Origin of the sequence: Streptomyces sp. NPDC001848, from assembly GCF_042891915.1 — a bacterium.
Taxonomy (GTDB): Bacteria; Actinomycetota; Actinomycetes; order Streptomycetales; family Streptomycetaceae; genus Streptomyces.
Genome location: NZ_JBIATP010000009.1, coordinates 1 through 22790, shown reverse-complemented (window position 1 = coordinate 22790; position 22790 = coordinate 1). Strand labels below are relative to the sequence as shown.

Annotated in this window: 21 protein-coding genes; 5 read left to right on the top strand and 16 right to left on the bottom strand. The window is 69.5% G+C overall.

Annotated features, from left to right (window positions below; translation table 11 throughout):
* Positions 1 to 99: 99 nt before the first annotated feature.
* Together ACFYZJ_RS19535 and ACFYZJ_RS19530 are read right to left on the bottom strand one after the other, a co-directional pair.
* Entirely contained in the window at positions 100 to 831 is a 732-nt protein-coding gene (locus ACFYZJ_RS19535) for a YcnI family protein (RefSeq protein WP_388570306.1), read from the bottom strand.
* Between the two features lie 180 nt (positions 832 to 1011).
* Entirely contained in the window at positions 1012 to 1824 is an 813-nt protein-coding gene (locus ACFYZJ_RS19530) for a hypothetical protein (protein WP_388569561.1), read from the bottom strand.
* Between the two features lie 251 nt (positions 1825 to 2075).
* Here ACFYZJ_RS19530 and ACFYZJ_RS19525 point away from each other — a divergent pair, with 251 nt between their 5' ends.
* The gene (locus ACFYZJ_RS19525; RefSeq protein WP_388569557.1) at positions 2076 to 2531 is read left to right on the top strand and encodes an ATP-binding protein; all 456 of its coding nucleotides are present in this window, start codon (positions 2076 to 2078) and stop codon (positions 2529 to 2531) included.
* 244 nt (positions 2532 to 2775) lie between these two features.
* Here the strand turns inward: ACFYZJ_RS19525 and ACFYZJ_RS19520 are convergent, their stop codons facing one another.
* Both ACFYZJ_RS19520 and ACFYZJ_RS19515 read right to left on the bottom strand, forming a co-directional pair.
* Positions 2776 to 4251, bottom strand: a complete 1476-nt coding sequence (locus tag ACFYZJ_RS19520) for an aminopeptidase P family protein (protein ID WP_388569554.1) — start codon at positions 4249 to 4251, stop codon at positions 2776 to 2778.
* Positions 4252 to 4353: 102 nt separating this feature from the next.
* Positions 4354 to 5880 (bottom strand): SpoIIE family protein phosphatase, encoded by a 1527-nt coding sequence (locus ACFYZJ_RS19515; RefSeq protein WP_388569551.1) that lies wholly within the window; start codon positions 5878 to 5880, stop codon positions 4354 to 4356.
* A 492-nt stretch (positions 5881 to 6372) separates the two neighbouring features.
* Here ACFYZJ_RS19515 and ACFYZJ_RS19510 point away from each other — a divergent pair, with 492 nt between their 5' ends.
* Positions 6373 to 7038 (top strand): bifunctional DNA primase/polymerase, encoded by a 666-nt coding sequence (locus ACFYZJ_RS19510; RefSeq protein WP_388569549.1) that lies wholly within the window; start codon positions 6373 to 6375, stop codon positions 7036 to 7038.
* 137 nt (positions 7039 to 7175) lie between these two features.
* Positions 7176 to 7682 carry a hypothetical protein gene (locus tag ACFYZJ_RS19505; RefSeq protein ID WP_388570305.1) on the top strand — a complete coding sequence of 169 codons (507 nt, stop codon included), beginning with the start codon at positions 7176 to 7178 and terminating at the stop codon, positions 7680 to 7682.
* 268 nt (positions 7683 to 7950) lie between these two features.
* On the opposite strand, the gene ACFYZJ_RS19500 is transcribed toward ACFYZJ_RS19505, so the two are convergent.
* From ACFYZJ_RS19500 to ACFYZJ_RS19490, 3 genes are all read right to left on the bottom strand, one after another.
* Positions 7951 to 8931 (bottom strand): DUF5926 family protein, encoded by a 981-nt coding sequence (locus tag ACFYZJ_RS19500; protein WP_388569546.1) that lies wholly within the window; start codon positions 8929 to 8931, stop codon positions 7951 to 7953.
* Positions 8932 to 9179: 248 nt separating this feature from the next.
* Entirely contained in the window at positions 9180 to 9722 is a 543-nt protein-coding gene (locus tag ACFYZJ_RS19495) for an ATP-binding protein (protein ID WP_388569544.1), read from the bottom strand.
* A 216-nt stretch (positions 9723 to 9938) separates the two neighbouring features.
* Positions 9939 to 10748: a glycerophosphodiester phosphodiesterase gene (locus ACFYZJ_RS19490; RefSeq protein ID WP_388569541.1), complete on the bottom strand. Its 810-nt coding sequence runs from the start codon at positions 10746 to 10748 to the stop codon at positions 9939 to 9941.
* 300 nt (positions 10749 to 11048) lie between these two features.
* On the opposite strand from ACFYZJ_RS19490, the gene ACFYZJ_RS19485 reads away from it, so the two are divergent.
* Positions 11049 to 12551: a trypsin-like peptidase domain-containing protein gene (locus tag ACFYZJ_RS19485; RefSeq protein WP_388569538.1), complete on the top strand. Its 1503-nt coding sequence runs from the start codon at positions 11049 to 11051 to the stop codon at positions 12549 to 12551.
* 342 nt (positions 12552 to 12893) lie between these two features.
* Here the strand turns inward: ACFYZJ_RS19485 and ACFYZJ_RS19480 are convergent, their stop codons facing one another.
* The 9 genes from ACFYZJ_RS19480 to ACFYZJ_RS19440 form a co-directional block, all read right to left on the bottom strand.
* Entirely contained in the window at positions 12894 to 13184 is a 291-nt protein-coding gene (locus tag ACFYZJ_RS19480) for a hypothetical protein (protein WP_388569535.1), read from the bottom strand.
* A gap of 476 nt (positions 13185 to 13660) precedes the next feature.
* Positions 13661 to 14428, bottom strand: a complete 768-nt coding sequence (locus ACFYZJ_RS19475) for a DnaB-like helicase N-terminal domain-containing protein (RefSeq protein WP_388569533.1) — start codon at positions 14426 to 14428, stop codon at positions 13661 to 13663.
* A gap of 440 nt (positions 14429 to 14868) precedes the next feature.
* Positions 14869 to 16263, bottom strand: coding sequence for a tyrosine-type recombinase/integrase (locus tag ACFYZJ_RS19470; protein ID WP_388569530.1), 1395 nt, complete (start codon positions 16261 to 16263; stop codon positions 14869 to 14871).
* Entirely contained in the window at positions 16257 to 16463 is a 207-nt protein-coding gene (locus ACFYZJ_RS19465; RefSeq protein WP_266499569.1) for a helix-turn-helix domain-containing protein, read from the bottom strand. The genes ACFYZJ_RS19470 and ACFYZJ_RS19465 overlap by 7 nt, the downstream gene beginning before the upstream one ends.
* Positions 16460 to 17917, bottom strand: a complete 1458-nt coding sequence (locus ACFYZJ_RS19460) for a replication initiator (RefSeq protein WP_388569526.1) — start codon at positions 17915 to 17917, stop codon at positions 16460 to 16462. The genes ACFYZJ_RS19465 and ACFYZJ_RS19460 overlap by 4 nt, the downstream gene beginning before the upstream one ends.
* Before the next feature lie 149 nt (positions 17918 to 18066).
* Complete coding sequence (locus tag ACFYZJ_RS19455) at positions 18067 to 18834, bottom strand: DUF2637 domain-containing protein (protein WP_388569523.1); 768 nt, start codon at positions 18832 to 18834, stop codon at positions 18067 to 18069.
* 51 nt (positions 18835 to 18885) lie between these two features.
* Positions 18886 to 20289 carry an FtsK/SpoIIIE domain-containing protein gene (locus ACFYZJ_RS19450; protein WP_388569521.1) on the bottom strand — a complete coding sequence of 468 codons (1404 nt, stop codon included), beginning with the start codon at positions 20287 to 20289 and terminating at the stop codon, positions 18886 to 18888.
* Complete coding sequence (locus tag ACFYZJ_RS19445) at positions 20286 to 20567, bottom strand: hypothetical protein (protein ID WP_388569518.1); 282 nt, start codon at positions 20565 to 20567, stop codon at positions 20286 to 20288. Before ACFYZJ_RS19445 ends, ACFYZJ_RS19450 begins: the two co-directional genes overlap by 4 nt.
* Positions 20564 to 20923 carry a hypothetical protein gene (locus tag ACFYZJ_RS19440; protein WP_388569515.1) on the bottom strand — a complete coding sequence of 120 codons (360 nt, stop codon included), beginning with the start codon at positions 20921 to 20923 and terminating at the stop codon, positions 20564 to 20566. Before ACFYZJ_RS19440 ends, ACFYZJ_RS19445 begins: the two co-directional genes overlap by 4 nt.
* Before the next feature lie 163 nt (positions 20924 to 21086).
* Here ACFYZJ_RS19440 and ACFYZJ_RS19435 point away from each other — a divergent pair, with 163 nt between their 5' ends.
* Complete coding sequence (locus ACFYZJ_RS19435) at positions 21087 to 21569, top strand: SCO5717 family growth-regulating ATPase (RefSeq protein WP_388569513.1); 483 nt, start codon at positions 21087 to 21089, stop codon at positions 21567 to 21569.
* Positions 21570 to 22790: the final 1221 nt, after the last annotated feature.

Sequence of the window (22790 nt, the reverse complement as noted above, 5' to 3'; positions counted from 1 at the left end):
ATGTCCCAGATGTGAGTGCTTACGGGTGCGCCGGGGCCGCACGTGTCGCGTCACGGCGTGGTCGTACGACCCCTGCGCGTGCCCGGAGCGAGACGGAGCTCAGGCGTCGGTGGTGCGCCGGCGGCCGGCCAGGACGGCGTACGCCACGCCTGCCGCGCCGACGACGATGCCGACGACGCCGAGGACGCGGGCGGTGGTGTCGGTGCCGCCGGAGGAGGTGTCGGCGGCGGTGTCCTTGGCGGGCGACGTGGTGGCGGAGGTGTCCTCGGCCGTGGAGCCGTGGTGGCCGGAGGATGAGGCGGAGGCCAGCGCGAGCACCGGGGCGGGATTCTCGGGCTCCTCCTGGCCCTGCTTCTGCGGCTCGATCCAGCGCACCACCTCGTTGTTGGAGTACGTCTGGAGGGCCTTGAAGACGAGCTGGTCGGTGTCCTCGGGCAGTTGGCCCACGGAGAGCGGGAACTTCTGGAAGTAGCCCGGCTCGATGCCCTTGCCGGTGGCGCTCCAGGTGACCTTGGTCACCGCCTCGTCGATCTGCCGGCCGTGCAGCGTGAGCGGCTTGGCGAGCTTGGACTTGGTGACCTGCACCTTCCACCCGTCGACCGGCTCCGGCATCACCGAGGCCAGCGGGTGTTCGGTCGGGAAGGTGACTTCGACCTCGGTGGTCGAGGCGTTGTCCCGCTCGTTCGGGACCTTGAAGTCGACGACCGCGTAACCGCCCTTGGCGGCCTGGCCCTCCGGCTGCACGGTCACGTGCGCGAAGGCGGGCGTGGACAGGACGAGGACGGCGGATGCGGCGGCGGCACCGGCGACGGCGATGCGGGAGCCCTTCAGGGAACCCTTGATGGCCTTCATGGCTTGAGACCACTCCACTTCGGGTGAGAGTCCGTTGACGAGGAGAGATGCGCGTGCGCAGGCGGATCGCGGCCGTGGCCGGTCCCTGTGCGCGGGCACGCGCGCGTGCCGCGCGACGGCAGCCTCTCCCGTACCGACGGGTGGAGTGGTGCGGTCGCGTCAGGCAGCGAGGACGAACGGAGTGGGGGAGGGCGGTCCGCGCCGGATCACCGTGTGCTGCAGCGTGGTCGTGCGCGGCTTCGGTGGCAGCAGGAATGCGGTGCGCGGGGCGCGCGGCCCCGCGTCGGGCGCGCCGGGAAGCCCGGCAAGGAGGGCGCGCGTGAGGGCGAGCGACGAGCGCAGGGATCGTACGAGAGCCCCCTCCGCGGCCCCGTGCGCCGACAGCCGCATGAGCCGCAGCAGTGCCATGTCCCCCCGGCGCAGCACCCACCCGGCGGCGACGGCCGCGAGGAGGTGCGCGAGCAGCATGGGCACCGACGGCAGGACCGACCACCATGAGCCGTCGGACGCCAGGGCGTCGGCCGGGTGGCGCGCCGCGGCCGTGCCCGTCACCGGCACGAGCCGCGCGTCGGAGAGGATCTTCTGGGCGTGCGCGGGGGAGATCGTCGCCGCGGTGGCGCCGCACAACAGGTGCGCGGCGCGGGCCACGAGTGCCGCGTCGGCCGTGGACATCGCCTTGGACGCCATGGCGCCGGAGTGCTGACCGAGCCCGAACAGCGTGTGCAGCACCACCTGGCCCACCGCGAGAAGCGCCGCGATGCCCGGCAGCGAGCGCTCCCGCCCGGCGAGCAGGGCGGCGACGGCGAACACGCCGAGCAGCCCGGCGCCCAGGGTCCACAGCGGAACCGTGGCGCAGGAGGCGAGCGAGTGCCCGGCCGCGGCCAGCACGACGCAGACCGCGGCGAACACCGCGGCCCGCAGAATCCGGAGATCGCATCCGGTGCGCGCCGTGCGCGGGTGGGGGGCACTCATGGCGGCCTCATCATCCCACTGGCCTCGGCGGGGCCGTACGGCAGGTCCGCAAGATGACGTAAATGTGGTAATCAGACCAGTAATCCGGAAGATCACGTTCTGGTGATCCGTTCCCGAGCCCTCCCCGATACACCCGACGCCCGCCGCCGCGCATCCGCCGAACGGGCGGGAAGTCGACAATCGGGCGATTGTCCCCCGGCACTCGTGGCAATACGTATCGGTATGTCGAGCCGCGGCCAGGAGGCTGGAGCATGAGCATCTGGTGGTCACTCCATCTGCGGCGCGAAGCTGCGAGCGTGCCGCTCGCCCGACGGCTCCTGCTGGGCACGATGGAGACCGCGGGCGTCGACCCGGACATCTCCTACGACCTCTCCGTCGCCCTGAGCGAGGCCTGCGCCAACGCGGTCGAGCACGGGGGCGACACCGCGCACGGCGGTGTGTCGGAGGCGTACCGGGTCACGGCCTACCTCGACGGCGAGAAGTGCCGCATCGAAGTCGCCGACTCGGGGCCGGGTTTCCCCGCCGGCAGACCTCGTACGGTGACCCGCCCGGTGCGCGCGGATGCCGAGCACGGTCGTGGCCTGGGTCTCATCGAGGAACTCGCCGACCACGTGCACATCGGCAACAAGCCGGGCCGGGGCGGCGCGGTGGTGAGCTTCGACAAGATCCTCAAGTGGCGCAACGACTCCCCGCTGATGGCGGTGTAGTGCCCTGCGGGACCGTGCTGCGGGGGGTTCTTCACGGCTAGGTCCTGACGCCGTCGCACGAGCGCGTGCTCGACCAACTCGACGTCAAGGGGCCGGACGTGCCACCTCTGTGGCCGTTCTCCGGCTCACCCGCCGTGACCGGGGAACCGAGCCGAGGGACACCGGACCCGTACAGAGGGCCGGGTACCCAAGCAGCTTGGGTACCCGGCCCTCCGCTCCCGACGCTCGTGCGGCAGTTCGCGGGTCAGTCCTTCAGGGACGCCATCCACCGCTCGACCTCGTCGGAGCGGCGCGGCAGGCCCGCCGAGAGGTTCCGGTTGCCGTCCTCGGTGACCAGGATGTCGTCCTCGATGCGGACGCCGATGCCGCGGTACTCCTCCGGGACGGTCAGATCGTCGGCCTGGAAGTACAGGCCCGGCTCCACCGTGAGCACCATGCCGGGCTCCAGGACGCCGTCCACATAGGTCTCGGTCCGCGCGGCCGCGCAGTCGTGGACGTCCATGCCGAGCATGTGGCCCGTGCCGTGCAGGGTCCAGCGGCGCTGCAGGCCCAGCTCCAGGACCCGCTCCACCGGGCCCTCGACCAGGCCCCACTCGACGAGCCGCTCGGCGAGCACGCGCTGCGCGGCGTCGTGGAAGTCGCGGTACTTGGCGCCCGGCTTCACCGCCGCGATACCGGCCTCCTGGGCCTCGTACACCGCGTCGTAGATCTTCTTCTGGATCTCGCCGAAGGTGCCACTGATCGGTAGTGTGCGGGTGACGTCGGCGGTGTAGTACGTGTGCGTCTCCACGCCCGCGTCCAGCAGGAGCAGGTCGCCGGAGCGGACCGGGCCGTCGTTGCGCACCCAGTGCAGCGTGCAGGCGTGCGGTCCGGCGGCGGCGATGGTGCCGTAGCCGACGTCGTTGCCCTCCACGCGCGCCCGGAGGAAGAACGTGCCCTCGATGTAGCGCTCCGAGGTCGCCTCCGCCTTGTCGAGGACCTTCACCACGTCCTCGAAGCCGCGCACGGTCGAGTCGACCGCCTTCTGCAGCTCGCCGATCTCGAACGCGTCCTTGACCAGCCGCATCTCGGAGAGGAAGACCCGCAGCTCCTCGTCCCGCTCGGCGGTGACCTTGTCGTGCAGCGCGCTCTCGACGTCCGCGTCGTATCCGCGCACCACGCGCACCGGGCCGGTGGCCTCCTTCAGCTTCTGAGGCAGTTCGCGCACGTCCGAGGCCGGGATGCCGTACAGCTTCTCCGCCTCGGTGAGCGAGTGGCGGCGGCCCACCCACAGCTCGCCCTGGCCGGAGAGCCAGAACTCGCCGTTCTCCCGGTTGGAGCGGGGCAGCAGGTAGAGGGTCGCCCGGTGACCGTCGGAGGTGGGCTCCAGGACCAGGACGCCGTCCTCGGTCTGGTTGCCGGTGAGGTACGCGTACTCCACGGAGGCACGGAAGGGGTACTCCGTGTCGTTCGAACGGGTCTTCAGGTTGCCCGCGGGGATCACCAGACGCTCACCCGGGAAGCGCGCGGACAGCGCGGTGCGGCGGGCGGCGGTCTCGGCGGCCTGGGCGATCGGCTCCGGGTCGCGCAGCTCGGTGTCGGCCCAGCCCGACTTCATGTTCTCGGCCAGCTCGTCGGACACGCCCGGGTACAGGCCGTTCTTGCGCTGCTTGATGGGCTCTTCGGTCTCCTCCACGGCCTCCGGGGTCGCCGGGGTCTCGGGGGTGAGCTCGTCCGCCACGGTCATCCTCCTTGGATACGGCACTGGGCCACCCCCCATCGTACGGTCGTACGGAAGGGGGACCGGGGCAGGAAGAGAGCGTCACACCGCGTGGGCGGCGGCTCACTCGAAGCGGGCCGCCAGCAGCACCACGTCCTCCGTGCTGTCGGCCTCGCCGAGCCCGTCCGGGAGCACCGTCCGCAGGATGTGGTCGGCGACCGCTCCCGGGTCGATGCGCAGGGGCCTCGGTACGCTCGTGGCCGCCGCGTGCAGCCGGGCGAAGGCGCGGTCCATGGGGTCGCCGGTGCGCCGGAGCAGCCCGTCGGTGTAGAGCAGCACGGTCTCGCCGGGCTCCGCGGTCAGTTCGACACTCGGCGCCTCCCAGCAGGCCAGCATGCCGAGCGGCGCCGACAGCGAGGTCTCCACGAACTCGGTGCGTCTGGGGCCGATCACCAGCGGCGGGCTGTGCCCGGCACCGGCGAGCGTCAGTTTGTGCAGCGCGGGCTCGCAGTACGCGAACAGGGCGGTGGCCGAGCGGGCGGGCTCGGTGAGCCTGAGCAGCAGCTCGAGGTCGGAGAGGACCGCCACCGGGTCCTCGCCCTCCATCACGGCGTACGCGCGCAGGGAGGCCCGCAGCCGGCCCGTCGCGGCGACCGCGCCCGGCCCCGAGCCGGTGACGGACCCGACGGCGAGGCCGAGCGCGCTGTCGGGCAGTGGCAGCGCGTCGTACCAGTCGCCGCCTCCGCGTGGGCTCGTGCGGCGGCGGGCGGCGAGCTGGACGCCGGGGATGCGGGGCAGCCGGGTGGGCAGGAGCTCCTCGGCGATCGTCGCCATGCACGCGCGCGTGCGCTCGATCTCCACCATGCGCGCCAGGTGCTCGGTGGCGTAGCGGGTGTACAGACCGGCGAGGTGGCGCTGGCGTTCGACCGGTTCTGCGGGTTCGTCGTAGAGCCAGACGACGGCGCCGAGGCGGCCGGCGGCCTCGGTGGACAGGGGGAGTGCGTAGCTCGCGGCGTAGCCGAGGCGGACGGCGACCTCGCGGTGGCGGGGGTCGAGCCCGTCCTCGGTGAACAGGTCGGGCTGGGCGATCCCGCGCTCCCCGCCGGGCAGCCCGTCGAGGATCCTGCCGTACGACAGGGAGCTGCGCGGCACCGTCTCGATGTGCCCGAGGTCGGCGCGGCCCAGGCCCAGGCCGATCGTGGTGTCCGGGCCCAGCCCGTCGCGCGGTTCCAGTACGACGAGACCGCGCCGGGCCCCCACCAGGGCGGCTCCGGCGCGCAGCAGTTCCTGGAGCGCTTCGGCGAGGGAGCCGGTGCGGGCCAGGCGTTCGGTGAGTTCGTGGAGCGTCGTCAGATCGGAGACCCAGCCGGCGAGCCGGTCCTGGAGGAGTGCTGCGGGGGCGGGAGGGCCAATGGAGGCGGAGGGGGCGGCCGAGGGGGCTTCCGTGGCGGCAGGCGTCGGCGCGACAGTGTGGGTGGGCGGGGGAACCGTTGAATCGATTCCGGCCACTTTCGGAGGGTGAGGGGCGTTCATGTCGTCCGGCTTTCGGGCCGGAGCGTATCGCTCGATAGCATCGCAAACCCCCATGTCAATCTGCGCCGCTAGCGGTGGCTCCACATGTACACGCACTAAGGAGGGGATGTCCAGCATTGTCCTGCTGGGATTCCTGGTGTCCGCGATGCAGGTTCTTCCCCCTTACGGCACAGCAAAGTTGGCTTAAAATAGCCTCAGGGAACGTCGTATTGCGGTCGACTGGGCTTGTTCAACGGAGCGTCACAGCGGTCGTGATGGGTACGTACTCGGTGAAGGCCAGGGGTGGTTGGGGGCCACCCGGAACCTGGCACCGCAACCGGGCGTCATAACCACCGACGGCCGAGCCCCATCCTCCCGTGGTGGAGGCGGCGAGTAAGAGCGGGACGGTAAAGCGCCAGGCGCCGCCACCCCACGCCAGGCCCATGCTTGTGGTGGGCGCAGTATGGACGCGGACGCAGCCAACGCTCGGCCCATAGGGGTTCCCCTTGTCCAGGACAGGGGTGTGATGCGCCAGCAGGTACGCACAGTGAAGTGATCGACCCATGATCGACACATGATGTGATGTGGTCCTCGGTGTTGCCGGCGTGCAACGGAAAGGAACGAGCGCTCATGCGCGAGATCCTCGGAAGGCGACGCAGGCTCCTGTCCAGGCGGAACGACGGGAGGCCTGAGTTGATCAGCGCGGCCCTGACCTTCGCGACCGAATGGCAGTGGCCCGTACTCCCGGGTGTGGCACCGGACCCGCAGGGGCGTGCCCGCTGCGGGTGTCCCGACCCGGAGTGCACGGTGCCCGGCGCGCACCCGTTCGATCCCGGGCTGCTGGCGGCGACCACCGACGAGCGCATGGTGCGCTGGTGGTGGACCAACCGGCCGACCGCGCCGATCGTGCTGGCCACCGGGGGCCGGGCGCCCTGCGCGGTGAGCCTGCCCGCCCTCGCCGCCTCGCGCGCCCTGGCCGCGCTCGACCGGAAGGGCATGCGCCTCGGCCCGGTCGTGGCGGCGCCGCACCGCTGGGCGATCCTCGTGGCGCCGTACTCCATGGAGCAGCTGGGCGAGTTGCTGTACGCCAAGGACTTCGTCCCCGGCTCGCTGCGCTTCCACGGCGAGGGCGGCTACCTGGCGCTGCCCCCGTCCGAGACCGGCCACGGCGGGATCCGCTGGGGGCGGGCGCCGCTGCCCGGCTCCGCCTCGCCCTGGGTGCCCGACGTGGAGGCCGTGGTGGACGCGGTCGTGGACGCCCTCACTCGTACGGGTGTGAGCGCGCCCGAGTTCTGAGGGTGTCGGGCGCGCGACGGACCGGACGCCCGTGATCGGCCGATATCTTCGGCCTCATGCTGATTCGTCCTGGGGGACACGGGAAACGGGGGTTGGGGACGGGCACGCGGGCCGATGATCGGCCCCAGTCCGGCAGGATGCGGCTGCTCGCGCTCCTGGGCGTGGTGGCGGCCGTCATCGCGCTGCCGCTCGCCGTGGCATCCGCCGGACCGGTCGGCGACGCGGACCGCTCGCCCGTGCACGAGGACGCCAAGCGCCCCGTCCTGTCCCGGCCCCGGCTGCTGGGCCTCGGGCTCGCCACCGCCGCCCGCTGCGGCCCCCAACTCTCCTCCGGTGACGGCATCGAGGCGCAGACGTGTGTGCTGACGCAGGGGCGGGACACCTGGGCGCGCACCTACTACCGCAACGCCACCGGCGAGAGGCTGACCGGAGTCCTGAGCTTCATGGCGCCGGGCGGGCGCAGCGTGGAGATGCACTGCGCGGTGGACGCCGCGGACGACCCGGCGGTCTGTGACACGCCACGGCAGCGTGTGGCGGGCGACATGGGGGCGTACTCGGCGGTCGCGGAGTTCTCCCGGAGCGACGGGAGCGGACCGCTGCTGCTGCGCTCGGGAAGCGACCAGACGGCCCCGAGCGGACACTAACTCGCTGGCGCTGTACGACAGTTGACATCGTGGCCCGCTGTGCCGCGCGCACCCGTACATGGAAAGACCCGGTTGCTGGCGACGGGGGATGCACCAGCAACCGGGCTACTGGAACGGTAACAAGAGATCGGCTGTTCGCAAATTCGATCTCGGCTATTCGGACACGGATTGGCCGATCACAGCGGGGACTTGTGACAGGAGTCACCTGGGGTCGGCCGTGGTCCGCGACCACCCCGGCCCGACCGGGCGGCCGGGCCGGAGCCGTGCGTCAGCTGAGCGTGACCTGTCGGTTGGTCAGCCCGCCGCGGGCTCGGCGCTCGTCGGCGGTGAGCGGCGCTTCGGAGGCCAGCGCGGTGGCCAGACGCTCGGCGAACTCGGCCGCGGGCTTCTCCACGTCCTCCGCGCCGATGTCGCTCGGCAGGTCCCAGACCGGCACCGTGAGCCCGTGCGCGCGGAAGGAGCCGACCAGGCGCGTGCCCTCGCCGAGGCTCGACCGGCCGGCCGCGTGCAGCCGCGCGAGAGCGTCCAGAAGCCGCTCCTCGGGATGCGGCATGACCCACCGTAGGTGGTTCTTCTCGGGGGTCTGGCACCAGTAGGCGGCGTCCACGCCGGTCAGCCGCACGGTGGGGATCGCGGCGGCGTTGGCCCGCTCCAGGGAGGCGGCCACCTCCGGCGTCGCGTTCTCCGGGTCCGGGACCCAGAACTCGAAGCCGCTGTGCACCACCGGCTCGAAGGGGCTCTCGGGGTCCAGCAGGTCCTGCAGGCGCGGGCCGTCGGCGGGCGGCCGGCGGCCCTGCACCGGGGTGCCCGGATCGGCGGTGAGGGCGCGCTGGAGGGTGTCGGCGAGGTCGCGGCTGATGTCGCCCGACGCCGTGTCGTTCTGCAGGCCGAGCAGGATCGAGCCGTCGTCGCGGCGCAGCGCCGGCCATGCCATCGGCAGGACCGTGGCGAGCGTGACCGAGGGGACGCCCTCGGGGAGTCCGGCCCGGAGCTTCAGCTCGGCGGTGGCCGCCGGGACCAGCTCCCGCAACGCCACCCAGTCGCATTCGCCGGGCAGGCCTTCGAACGGGCGCTGTACCAGCTCGGTCACCGCGTGCGCGGCGGCACGGCCGTGACAGGCCTTGTAGCGGCGGCCGCTGCCGCAGGGGCAGGGCTCCCGGCCGCCGACGACCGGGACGTCCCCATCGGCGCGGGCACCGTCCGTGGGCTGCGGGCGCTTGGCCTGGGTCTGGGGTCGCTTCTTGGCCATCGTGGGTGTCTCCCGGTTACGGCTCGTTTCGTACGGTCGCGAGCCTAGCCGCTCGTACGAGCCCCGACGGGATCCTGTGGACAACGCACCGAAGGGTCCACCTGGCGGTACGCGGATCGGGGGGTGGGCAGGGGATCGTCCCTGTAGGTGCCGGCGGCACGCGGGGGTTGGGTGGATCGTCCCGTGGATCGTCCCCCTACGCGCCCCACCCGGTACGGACGCGGTGTCCGTCGACGTCCCCGACCATCTCAGTCCAGGTCGTCGAACGCGTCCCCGAAGTCCAGGCCGGGTATCTGCGACACCGCCGGTGCCGTGACCCGTGAGGCGAAGTCCTCGCTGCGGCGGGCCGAGCCGGTGTCGTCCTGGACGACGACCCAGACCGTGACCTCGCCGTGGGCGTCGTCCCGTACGCCCCAGTCCTTGGCGAGCGCCCTGATGATGTTCAGCCCCCGGCCGCCGTGCGCGGTCACCGAAGGGGTCGCCGGAACCGGACGGGTCGGGCCGCCGCCGTCCGTCACCTCGACCGTGAGCCGCCCGGAGGCGTCGACACGCCACGCGGCGCGCACGTCCCCGTCCCCCGTCAGGCTGTCGCGGAGTGGTCTGCCGTGCCGACACGCATTGCTGAGCAGTTCCGAAAGGATCAATACAGCATCGTCGATGACCGATTCCGACACGCCACCCGTGCGCAATTGATCGCGCATCCGGTGTCTTGCCTCCCCCACGCCCGCAGGACCATGGGGTACGGCCATGCTCGACGACGTGGGCACCTCCTGTGCCACCACCAACGCCACCCCCGAGACCTCCTTTGCCCCACGCCACGGTGTGAATGCCCCGAGTGACCGGACCGGAAACCGTCCGTACACATGGGGTGATGCACTCGACACGATCGAACACGTAGCGAACGCGCCGGAGCACTCCCTGTCATCGCCGTTGCTGGTTTCGCCCCATATTGGGCATCCCGCGGAGAAATCGACGAAGAAACGTTCCGTGGCGGAGGTCGGCCCCGCTCAGCGACCGAGCCGGTCCAGCACCGCGCGCGGGCGGTTGGTGATGATGGCGTCGACGCCCAGCTCCAGGCAGAGGTTGACGTCGTCCGGCTCGTTCACCGTCCACACGTGCACCTGGTGACCGGCCCGCTTGAGCCGCTCGACGTACGCCGGGTGGGTGCGCACGATCCGCATCGACGGCCCAGCAATCCGGACGCCCGCCGGCAGCCGCCCGTCCCGCAGCCGGGGCGAGAGGAACTGCAGCAGGTACACCGTCGGCAACGTGGGCGAGGCGGCCCGCACCCGGTGCAGCGACCGCGCCGAGAAGCTCATGATCCGTACCGGCGACTTCTTCGGGGACTGCGGGGCGTCCAGGCCGAACCGCTTCAGCAGGAGCAGCAGCCGCTCCTCCACCTGTCCGGCCCAGCGCGTCGGGTGCTTGGTCTCGATGGCGAGGTCGATGGGCCGCCCGGCGTCGGCGACGAGTTCCAGCAGCCGTTCCAGGGTGAGCACCGAGGTGTCCTCGGGGTCCTGCGGCCGGTGCTCCCAGTCGGGCTCCTCGTCGCTCCTCTTCCAGGAGCCGAAGTCCAGCGCGGCGAGCTCGGAGAGCTCCAGGGCGGAGACGGCGCCGCGCCCGTTGGACGTGCGGTTGACACGCCGGTCGTGGACGCAGACGAGGTGTCCGTCCGCGGTGAGCCGGACGTCGCACTCGAGGGCGTCGGCACCGTCCTCGATCGCCTTCTTGTACGCGGCCAGGGTGTGCTCGGGGGCGTCCTCGGAGGCCCCGCGGTGGGCGACGACCTGAACCTGGTGCTGTCGTGCGTGGTTCACCGCGTCATCGTCCCACCGTCACGGGGTAGGCGTGGGCGGGGAGGGCGACGTGAGGGAATCGGCGAGGTGTCGGGAATGCAGATTTTTGTTCGCACCAGTCCTTTATAAACCGCTATAAAGGGTGACCGTGGACCCACAGGCACCGCTTACGGTCCCCTGACGTCCGGTGGGAAAAGCTTGACGGCGTACAAAGGGACATGCACAGCTGAGAAGCGCCCGGCGCCGCGCGTGGGTGAGCGAGTGCTGCCGGGTGCTGCCGAGTGCGATCGAGAAGACAGCCGTGGAACGAGGAGAAGAGCTGTGAGCACCGAGAACGAGGGCACTGCGGTACCCCCGGCCCCGTCTGCACCCCCCGTGCCGGTGGACGCTCCCGCTTCCGCGCCGCACGACGCCCCCGAGGGTCAGGCGCCCTCGGCAGGCACCCCGGGCGCGGGCGGCACTCCGCCCGCGGGGGACGCGCCGTTCGCGCCTGGCGCTCCGCAGCCGCCGAGGCCCGAGGGTGCGCCGCAGCCGGAGGGCGCGCCGACCGCACAGCTCCCGCCGGTGCCGCCGGGCCACCCTTTGACCTCCTCCGCCCCCGAGTCCGGCTGGCCGCCGCCTCCGCCGGCCACCCCGTACCACGCGGGCGGCGGTGCGGGCGACCCCTGGGGCGCCCCGTACCAGAACCCCGATCCGAAGCCGAAGAACAGGCGCGGCGGCCTGGTCGCCGCGATCCTCGTCGCCGCGCTGGTCGCGGGGGGTGTCGGTGGCGGCATCGGTTACCAACTGGCCAAGAACGACGACTCCAGTGGCTCCACGACGGTCTCCGCCGCCACCAGCGGCGGCGACGTGAAGCACGACAACGGCACGGTCGCCGCCGTGGCCGCCAGGGCGCTGCCGAGCACGGTCACCATCGAGGCAGAGTCCACCAACGGCCAGGGGGGCACGGGCACGGGCTTCGTCTTCGACAAGCAGGGCCACATCATCACCAACAACCACGTCGTGGCCGACGCGGTCGACGGCGGCAAGCTCACGGCGACGTTCCCCAACGGCAAGAAGTACGACGCCGAGATCATCGGTCACGCGCAGGGCTACGACGTGGCCGTCATCAAGCTCAAGAACGCCCCGTCGGACCTCAAGCCGCTCGCCCTCGGCGACTCGGACAAGGTGGAGGTCGGCGATCCGGCGATCGCCATCGGCGCGCCCTTCGGCCTGTCGAACACGGTGACCTCGGGCATCATCAGCGCCAAGCACCGTCCGGTGGCCTCCAGCGACGGCAGTTCCGGCAGCAAGGCGTCGTACATGAGCGCCCTGCAGACGGACGCCTCGATCAACCCGGGCAACTCCGGCGGCCCCCTGCTGGACGGCCAGGGCGCGGTCATCGGCATCAACTCGGCGATCCAGTCCACGAGCAACGGCGGGTTCGGCAGCAGTGGCCAGTCCGGTTCGATCGGTCTGGGCTTCGCGATCCCGATCAACCAGGCGAAGTACGTCGCCCAGCAGCTGATCGCGACGGGCAAGCCGGTCTACGCGAAGATCGGCGCGTCGGTCTCGCTGGACGACTCCTCCGGCGGCGCGAAGATCACCGACCAGGGCACCAACGGCAGTGCCGCGGTCGAGTCGGGCGGCCCCGCCGACAAGGCAGGTCTGAAGCCGGGCGACGTGATCACCAAGTTGGACGACACGGTGATCGACAGCGGCCCGACCCTGATCGGCGCGATCTGGACCCACAAGCCCGGCGACCAGGTGACGATCACCTACCAGCGCGGCGGCAGTACCCACACGGTCCAACTGACCCTCGGCTCCCGCGTCGGCGACAACTGACCCGCTCCGTGAGCCAGGTGGCCCGAACGAGCACCGCCGGGGACCGGTAGGCTGGTCCCGCCCCGCTCCAGGTGGACCGGGGCCGAGGTGGGTTGCCCGAGCGGCCTAAGGGAACGGTCTTGAAAAACGTGGGGACGTGAAAGCGTCCCCGAGGGCTCGGATCCACCGCCTCCGCAGAGGTCATAAGCGTGCAGGCCAGAAGGGGTGTCTCACACGAGAGACACCCCTTTTAGGTGAGGCCTGTCTCACTTGATTCAGCTCTGTCGCATTGTGGATCACTGCGTGTGGACCAGGCGTGGACCGAGGTTCCACGATCTGAAGAGGCAGAGACGTCCCAACGGACTACGCGGCGGCAGGTGGCTCCCCAGCGTCCGTCGGGGGAGCTTGTTCGTTGGTCTCGTTGCTCTGCGACGTCTCGGCCTCCTTGTCGCGGAAACGCCGCCATGCGTCGCGTGTCTGGGCAGCCGATTCGAGCAGGCCCGAAAGCTGATCCAGAGTGGTCTTCAGCGCGATGAGAATCGCGGCCACAGTGGTGATGGCGATTGTCACGGCCGTGTCCAACGGTCTCAGTACCCTTCCAGGTAACGTGACCGAGCCGTGGCTCATGCGCAGGGCACTCGTCAGCTCGGCCACTGCGTGAGTGGTCGAACTGAGAAGCCCTGCGTCCGACGTATCGCCGGGTATCTCAGTCGGCAGGGCTTGAGTCCTGCCGTGGATCAGTAACTTGGTGATCAAGATGAAAGCTGTGGGCAAGCGCGACCCCACACCGCTACGGCTGGCCGACATCGGATGAGTGGGATTCAGTTCCCACTCGACAGCCCGCCCACTGACCTGGAACTCCCCGCACATCGAGTGCGGATCACAGACCAATAACGGCAAGAGTGATCTTGCTTGGTGCTCACAGGAGTTCGCAGCTCCACCGTGGGCACATCTCAAGTCTAGCGCACTACCTGGTAACTATGGCTCGGATCAAGGCAATTCGGCATTGAACTGCAGAAACGCCACAACATCGCTCCCCGCTGAAGCGGGGCGAGGCCGCAGACTCGAGGTCGTCAGCGCGTCGGGGCACGATCACGTTGATCGAGTGATTCAGGAGCAGGGCTCCTGAATCACGTGGTTTTCCCTGTCTGCTTGGCCGCCCGATACGGATGCAACTTGCCTACCCGGTCCGCTGCCCTCTGCATGGCGTCGACGTCTGGGACCGGCTCAATCAGCGAGCCCATCAGCTGCTCGCGAGCGTCTGCGGCTGCACGGACCTTCTGCGCGTTCAGGACGCCGAACTCATGCATGCTCACGCCCGCTTCGTAGGCTCCCTTGATGGCGACCTTCACGCACTCGAACAGATAGTCCTCACCGCCGCACAGTTCGAGTTGTCCGCGTCGCTTGAGCTCTGCAGCGACTTGTGGCACGCCTACCGGCCCACCCGCTCGATGGAGATCAACGATCGCCTGGAAGATCAGAGCGTTTCGGTTGCTGAAGAAGGCACCGGCCGTCAGGGCTGGGCGATCCGTGTCCGGTGAGGACCCATGTTCGCTCGCTGACTGCGGCTCCGGACTTCTCGTCGGCGCCGGCGGGTCCGAGACTGCAGCATGGGCCTGGTCCCATAGAGCCTTGAAGCGGTTGACCTCGGCTTCAGATGAAAGCCGGGGTCGGGCTTGGTGAGCTAGCTGCTCCACAACCACTTCAACCACGCCCCACGATGGCAGAGTGGGCTTGACGAAGGCGTGGTGGATGTTCGTATGGCTGACGACCTTCCCTACGGCTAGGTAGAGCTTTCGGGCCGAGGGGTATCCCGCCTTGCCGTGCAGCTCATGCAGCTCGCGGTTGAAGACCCGGAGAGGTCCTTCAGGAAGCTCTGGCCTAAGCCACTGCGGCATGTGTTACCCCCCTGGCTCCCCCCACATGGCCTACCCATGATGTCACCTAGCGTCATGAACTGTCAGGCACTGTAAAAGATCACGAACGACTGTCAGAAGCCGTCAATTGACGCCGACTACTGCTGACGCTGAGTCCAAGGCATCTACTTGGAGAGGTAAATGGATCAGATCAGCACGCGCACTCTTCTGCTCATGTTCGTTGGGGTCTTCACGGTCTACTTGGTCTTGGAACACCCGGCCATAGGGGCAGCGCTCGGGACAGCCGTCGCGGTGGTGACTCTTCTACACGAGCTTCTACGGAAGTAGTCCGCCTACCGGGCAGGCTTGTCCTCGAAACTCGGGTGAGTCTCAATCAAGTCGGTGGGGGCACCGCAGGAGGTGAAGGCGCCACCTCGCCCTGATGCGGGCAGAGGTGGCGCTGTCTGTGCTTCGAACTTGGCTTACTCCTCGTCGGCAGCGTCGAGCGCCCGCTCGATCTGCTCGTTCGAACGCTGCTGGTTGCGGTGAATCGCCTTGGCGTAGAAGCGGAACAGGACTGCGATGCTGTGACCTGCCCGGCGTGCGACCTCTGCCGGAGAGACGCCGGACTCAAGCCAAAGCGAGACGCCCGCGTGGCGCAGGGAATAGGGCACGTCAGCCAGGGGGGAAGCCGCTTCAGTTTCGGTCAGCACCGCGAGTCGAGCCGCTTTCCAGACCTCCCCATACTCCTTGGACAGCAGGCCGCCGCCCTGGGCCGCACGGAACAGCCGGCCGTCTTCAGCCGTACCGAACTCCTTGATGTGCTCGCGGACCAGGCGCACGAGGACGGGGGGAATCGGGACGGGCCGGGTTGCCTTGCGGGCCCGCTTCTTCAGGCCGCGCGTATCGAACGACTCGCCCGTGTCGGTCCACCCGGAGCCGACGCGGGGCGTGCTCATCGACAGCAGCACCTCTCCCCAGCCCTCTTCGGGCAAGGTGAAGTCATCTTCCCGGAGATTGGCCGCCTCCCCAGGACGGTTGGCCGCGTAGTAGAGGCAGCCGAAGAACGCCATCAGGTGCCGTCCGCGTGCCCCCTGCTCGCCCACAGCGTCGATCAGCGCCTTCGCCAGTTTAGGGCCTGGGACGAACCGGAAGTCGATCTCGTCGTCAGTCTCGGGTGGGGTCCAGTCGACCTTGTCGAGGGGCAACGTCGTCAGCAGCTCCCGCTCAACCGCGTACCGAAGGCAGTTGCTGAAGACCGTCCGCTTGCGATTCACCGTGTTCTCGGCAGCGGCCGTGCCGTCTTGCTTCAGCTTGAGAGCGTCGAGCGCCGTACGCACCACGGAGGGCGTGTTGAGGGCGGTGACATCGACGGACTTCCGACTGATCCAGTCCAGCGCCGCCACGATGTCGGCGGGTGCTTCCTCCACGTCGACACGGGGCTTCAGCGTCCCGTCGTCGCCGAGGACGAAGCGGTAGACCCACGAGTAGAGGGCGATGCGGAGCACCTTGGGAGCCGGGGCCCCACGGTTGTCCTTGACCAGCTTCGGCGTAATGGTGGCAAGTGTGTCAGCGATGCTTGCGCGATGCTTGGCCGAGGCACCGGGCCACTTCATCTCCGCATAGGCGCGGGTGTGGGCGTACCAGGTGGTGGAGTTCAGCGCCTGCACCTCCGAGGCGGGCAGGCCGGTTTCCGTATCGAACTGCTCGCGGTTGCGCAGGGCGGCCAGCAGCTCCGAGCGCCGACCGTCAGCCTGAGCCTTGATCTTGTAGCTCTTGGAGAAGGGCCGGAGGCCGACCCGCCAGCGGAGCTGATAGGCCGCCACACGGTCGGACCGCTTGCGGATGCCCCAGATCTGCACGTCGTAGGTCAGCACGCTTCCCGCACCTCGCAGGAGTCGAACCAGGCGTCGAGGTCGGCCCGGCGTATGCGGATCTGCCCGTTGGGGAGTTTCAGGTGCCTCGGAGCCTGGCCCCGAGCACGCATGCGGTAGAAGGCGGCGCGGGACACCCCGATCTCAGCCAGCGCTTCCCCCAGTTTGAGCGTCTGCCTGTCGGCCTTGGTCGGAGTGGTCACAGCCAGGGCTCCCCTTCGGTCTTGATGCGGTCGGCTTGGTTGAGGTCGTGGCGGACCTGGGCGGCGAGCAGTTCTTCGCCGGGGCGGTAGCCGCTGGCGAGGTAGGTCCAGGAGGAGGTGGTGACGAGGGTGGTCTCGTCGGTGGTGGGGTGGCCGGCGCGGGCCCGGGCGGCTTCGGCCCGGGCGAGGCGCCAGGCGCGGCGTACGTCGCGGAGTGCGCCGAGGGTGGTGGAGTAGGCGCGGGACTTGCTGGAGAAGTGGCCGCGGAAGCCGAGCATGTGAGCCCACTTCCAGAGCTTGAGTTCGGCGAACTCCGGCAGGTGGCCGAGGTCCCAGGCTGTACGGATCATCTGGCGTACGTGCTGCTGGACGGGCAGGGCCTTGATGGGTTCGGCCTGTCCGGTGCCGTCGCAGTCGGGGCACCGGTCGTGGAAGCCATCGGGGCCGCGCAGGTAGCCGCGTCCGGCGCACGGGCGGCACATCAGGGTGCGGTCCACGGTGCCCGCGCCCTCAGCGTTCTTGGTCGCGTACTTGGCGACGTATCCGGCGACCTTGGAGTCTGTGAGTTCGCCGTCGCCCAGGGCGGTGATGGGGTCGACTTTGAACCGGCGGCCCCACGCGATGACGCGTTCGCCGATGGAGTCGGACTCGACGGTGAGCCGGGCACGCTTGACCGCCAGGCCCACGGCAGCCTTGAGGGCATCGAAGGTGGCCCAGGCAGGGGGCTCGGTGGTGTGGCCGTCGGGTCCGTCGAAGCGGATCACGGCGTGGAAGTGGACCAGGCCGCGCTTTTGGTACTCGGCGACCTTGGCGAAGGAGACGCGCAGGGCGGAGTTCAGCGCCTTCTGCGTGATGCCGAAGTGCTTGGCCAGGGCGCGGCGCAGGTAGGTGGTGAAGCGTGCCCAGAGCTGTCCGGCGTGCGCGTTCCAGAGCACGGCCCCGGCGTAGTCGTAGGTGGCCGGGTTCAGCGGGGTGCTCAGGGCCGGGTCGTCGTCGCCGTGCTGGGTGCCGCAGCGGCAGCGGCGGGACTTGCCCGCGCTGTCGGTGTTGCGGTGGACGGGGCCGAAGGAGGGGGCGGTGAGGGTAACGAAGGCGCGGGGGTGGTCACGGACGGTTTCGGCGACGTTCTTGCCGCCGGATAGTCCGGCCTTGATCAGGTGGTAGGTGTCAGCGGCGTAGACGCGGGAGCAGGCGGGGCAGCGGGAGGCGCGGCGGTTGCCGCAGGTGGTCAGCAGGCGTCCGGAGGGTTCGTCTTCGGAGCGGTAGGAGCGGACCACTTCCTTGGTGGTCTGGTCGGTGGTGATCGTCCAGCCGTGGAGGTTGATAGGGCTCGTGCAGCCGTGCAGGTTGCGGACCTGCTCTTGTACGCGGTCGAAGTCGTGGGTGTTGGCCAGTTCGATCAGGTCCCGCAGGCCGGGGCTGATCACGTGGCGCAGGTCGAGGGGGCGGCGCATGAGTGGCGGGGTCTCCTCTCTGGCGCGAGGGTGGGACCTGCGGGCAGTAGCGAACAGTGCGCTCGGGCTGCTGCCCGCAGGCATGACGGACTGGGCCCAGGGACGGGCGAGGGTGGGAGATGCCGGGAGGCCGGCGGGGGAGCGCGGCTCTACAGGGCGGCGTGGAGGGCGGTGGCCATGGGCAGGCCGATGCCGAGTCGCCTCTTGAGCTGGGCCGCCGTGATGGGTTCGCCGTGCTCGGCGCGGTGGGACGCGGCGATTGAGCGTGCTTCGGCGAGCAGCGGCTCAGGCACCTTGGCCGCAGGGGCAGGGGCAGGGGCAGGGGCAGGGGCAGGGACGACGAGCGCCGGAGCGCTGGGCGTGGCGACCGGGGCCGGTTCCGGCGTGACGGGTGGTGCAGGCGTCGGCGCGGATTCCGGTTTGACGGAGGCCGGGGCGGGCTTCGTCTCGGCAACCAGGGTCGGGGCGGGCTCTTGGACCGGTTCCGTCTCGACAGCCGGGGCGGCTGCATCGGTGGTGACTGCGTGGAAGGAGCGCAGGAGCTGCGGGCCGACCGCTCCCCAGCCGAGGAGCAGCACCGGGGCCACGGCGTCCACGGCTGCGCGGCCGTAGTGCTCGGCGACGATGGGGTCGGCGATGTTGAGGGCCAGTGTCAGCAGTCCGGACACGTGCATGAGGCGGGTGGCCGCCTTCATCTGCTCGTGAGGGACGCCCCGCAGGGAGAGGTAGCGCAGGGCGACCAGGAGCCCGACCACCGACAGGTCAACCATGGGGGCGATCAGGGGTGCGATGGGAGCGGGGACGCCCAGGCGCAGGGCCAGGGCCCAGACGTTGCCGAAGGAGAAGACGAACGCCAGGGCGGCGATGATACCCATGACCACGGTCACGGTGCGCTGGGTGATCCGGTCCTCAGACATTGGGGGTTCACCTCCTTTCCGGTTGCTCGCAGGTGCTCAGACGTGTGGGGGTCAGGCCGCCACGGGCGACACGGTGCCGTCGTCGTCCGGGTCCTTCTTGGTGAGGTCGACGGCCGGGAGCAGGTCGGCCGGGTCGGCGGTCAGGTGGTTGGTGGCGTGCGCGATCTCCTCAGCCCACGCGTCCGGCACGTACGGCGTGCGGATGCGGGTGAAGCCGGGCTGCGACTGGTGGTTCATCGAGGCGACGCCGACATATGTCGGGTCCTGAAGGTTGATCGGGTTGGCGTCCGGCCAGTCCCGGATGTCCTCCCCCAGAGCCGCCACGGCAGCTTCGGCGGTCTTCTGCGCGAAGCTCAGGCCCACGGGGCACACGTCGCGGATGAAGGTCGGGATCGCATCGCCCGTGCTCTTCTGCGTGGCGAGGATGACGAGGATGCCCACCGAGCGGCCCTTCTTGACCAGGTCTTCCACGAGCCGGGCGTTGTCGGCGGCGAGAGCGGCGAGTTCCTTCGTCCTCTTGTCGCTGCCCTTGTGGTCGCGGAAGTAGGTGTGCGCCTCATCCACGATCAGCACGACCAGCGGCCACTTCTCGGACGGACCCACATCCCACATGGACTTCACCCCGAGTACATCGAGGACTAGGGCGGAGCGCTTGCGCCGCAGGTCCACCAGGTGCTTGAACAGCTTGTTGGCCTCTTCGAGGTGATCGCCGACGAAGGCGAACATGCGCTGTACCCAGGCGTAGTAGTCCCCCTCGTACGCGGCGGACACCTTGCCGTCCGCGCAGGCAAACTGAACCCACGGCGCGGGTGCCCAGTCCGACAGAAGCCGGTTGATCAGCGACGTCTTGCCCTTGCCGGGAAGGCCGGCCACGGTCACGCCGGGCACCTGCCGCAGGTCGACGGCCACCGGCTGTGCGTACTCGTCCACGCCCAGCTCCCACTGGGCCACCTTCTCCGGCACGGTGCCCGTGGGACGGTGCTCGGTGGGGAACTTCAGCGGATCGAGCCACACACCACGGATGACGACTGATCCCGGCTCGTCCTGGGTGACCGCCACGCGCGTGCACCGCCACGCGTCCGCCAGATGCGGGGCCGCCTTCTGGTACTGCTCCAGGCCGACCCCGGGCAGGCAGCCCGCCCGCGCGATCACGCCGTACGCGTCATGCGTGACCTTCAGCGTGGGAACCAGGATGCGGGGCTTGATGGGCTTGCCGTCCGTGTTCGCCAGCGAGGCCAGCGCGGTCGGCATCTTGTCCGTGGCGCACAGCTTCAGCATCTGCGCGAGCCGCTTCCAGGTCCGCCGTACACGCACGGCCTGCCGGATGGACTGCCGGGTCATGGCGTCGGCCCGCAGGTAGCGGACCACCCACCACACCGCCCATACGGCGACGGTGGACAGGCCCACGCCGACCAGGAGCGGGGCGTAGCCCAGCGCCTCACCTACGTCGTTCACTTTGCTTTCCTCCTCTGATTCTGGTTCGGGTCGGTCGGCTCGGGGGCCGCGAGGATCAGGCAGATTTCCTCGCGTTGGACCGCGTCCGCGGGTGGGAACCCGTGGCGTTCCCACATTTCCGCGACGATGCGAACCCGGTTAGCGTGATCGGCCAGGCTCAGGCAGATCTCCGCGTGGCGGAGGGCCGAAGCGGGCGCGCATCCAGCGCGTTCCCACACCGTCGCGACGCTCCGAAGTCGAAGGTCGCGGCGGTAACGGGCGCTGTCGAGGGTGCTCACGCCGCGTCAGTGGTAGGAGCGGCGCCGCCGACCAGGTCCAGGCGCTCAGCGCGGTAGGCGATGCCGTCCGAAAGCTGACCGTTGAAGATCCGGGCCCACGGGGTGGCGAACAGCTCCACCGGCATGACCGGCACACCCGGCTTGAGGCCGTTGGGGAGACCGGTCTCCGGAACCGTGATCTTCATGGCCTCGGCGCGGTCGTCCTCCATGAAGAAGAGGGTGACCACGAACAGCTTCGCGCCGGTCTCACGGTCCACGGCGAACTGCGTCTTCTCGGCGTCCGCGTACTTCGGCACCGGCAGGTTGCCGACCATGAACGACGCGGACGGGAGCAGGCCAACACGGATACGAGCCATGGGTGTTACGTCCTTTCGGTAGTTGCTCCGCCGGGGGTTGGCGGGGGATGATCTATAGAACCTCGGTGACCTAGCACTGTCAAGTCACAAGGGTGAGCTAGGTGTGTAGAGACCTATGTCAGTGGGGTGTGCTAGGGCAGCTAGGAGTCGCTACCCTGAGGGCATGACTCCCGCGCCAGACAAGAAGCAGGACCGCCGGCCGCCGTATCAACACGCCGCCGACGAGCTTCGGCGCGACATCAAACAGGGCCGCTTCAAGCCCGGCCAGCAGATGCCCTCCGTTCGCGAGCTGCAAGAGCGCTTCGGCGTGGCCAATATGACGGCCAGAAGCGCCCTGAACGTGCTGCGGGACGAAGGGCTGATCTACACCATCCACGGCCGGGGCAGCTTCGTCGCCGACGTCGCCGACCACACGGGTGAGTTCACTATCGACTACAACCCGCCCGCCTGGTACCTGGCCAATAAGGGCAAGGGTGAACCGGACGAGGAGGCCGGCGAGGGCAATCCGGGCGACGAATCCGCCGGGCCCACCCTCGCCGAGCTTCTCACCACCTTGCGCGACGAGATCCGAGCACTCAGCGCGGAGCATCAGGAATTGCGCCGGGAAGTCGAGGCTCTGAAGAAGGCTCAGCAGCCCCCGTCCTAGCCGCCGCAGTCCTGAGCCGGGCGACCTCTTTCCGCATTTCCCTTGCCTCGCGGCCGAGCCGCGCCACCATGGCGCCAATTTCCTGAAGCAGTGCGGATGCCTCTGCCGCCTCCCGGCCGTGAATGCTGACCAGCTCCCTTCCTGATTTCCGTATCTGCTCGGTCATCTCTCCCCGTTCGCTGCCGTGCCGTTGTTGCGTCTTGTGTCCAGCCAATCGCCGAGGGCTTGCCCAGCGGTCATCCACCGCCGGAACTGGGCTTGCCCGTACCACTCGGCAAGCCGTCATAGCGGCTGTTGAGTTAGGTCTACATGCCGGACCGGACACGCAGGGGGCGAGCGGTGCCGCGCTCCCGCAGGGCGGGCAGAAGCCGTCCTTCGGATTCCTCCGCATCCCGTTGTGCGGGAACTCGCGCCTCCGTGCGTGCACGCCACTCGTCCTTCCAGTCGTCGCTCCGGAGCATCAATAGTCCGGAGAATCGCCGGTTTCGCTAACCGGCACTTCCGTGCTATATTCCGCCGCTCCGTGTAGCGAGGAACGCCAATAGAGGTGTCGAAATCCGCAGCGGTGTGACACCCATTTCCGTGATCCATGTCACTCCTACGTCTCCGGCTTTGGGTCAGGATGAGGGCCCGTACTCGTCTGCTACAGGTGTCGGAAATCCGGTCGGTGTGACAGTCGCCGGGCAGAAATCACCTCAGCACTCACCCCCGACCACGAAATCGACCACCAGTGGCCGACCTAGGTCACGAAAAGGTCACGCAGTGGCCTCGTAAGCCCCGGCCATCCGCACACACGCATCCTGCAATCCCCTGCCTGTGGATAGATTCCGCCGACCGCCAGAACAAACCGGCATCAATGTCGCCATAAGTGCCGTAACGGCGTCGAAGCTTTGGATCGGGTGGGGAGGCGGGACAGCGCATGGCCGCATGACCGGCCAGGAGCCCAGCGCAGCGGAGCTGTTCAGAGTTTCTTTACTGGATCAAGGCGGCCCGCCTACGGCGGCCCGCGCGCGCTGGCGGCCACGGGCCGCCGCCGCTCCCTGTCTCCGCCACCGCTCCGGCGGCCCCCACCCGCTCAGCGCGCAGCAACGCCAAGGCGGGCAGCCAGGCCAGGAAGCAACCCGACTAGGGTGTGTTGCGAAAGTCGATCTTGGTCGTGAATGATCATCTGTCGTGGGGCGTGGTGATCTGACGAACGACCAGTGGGCGCGGCTTGAGCCG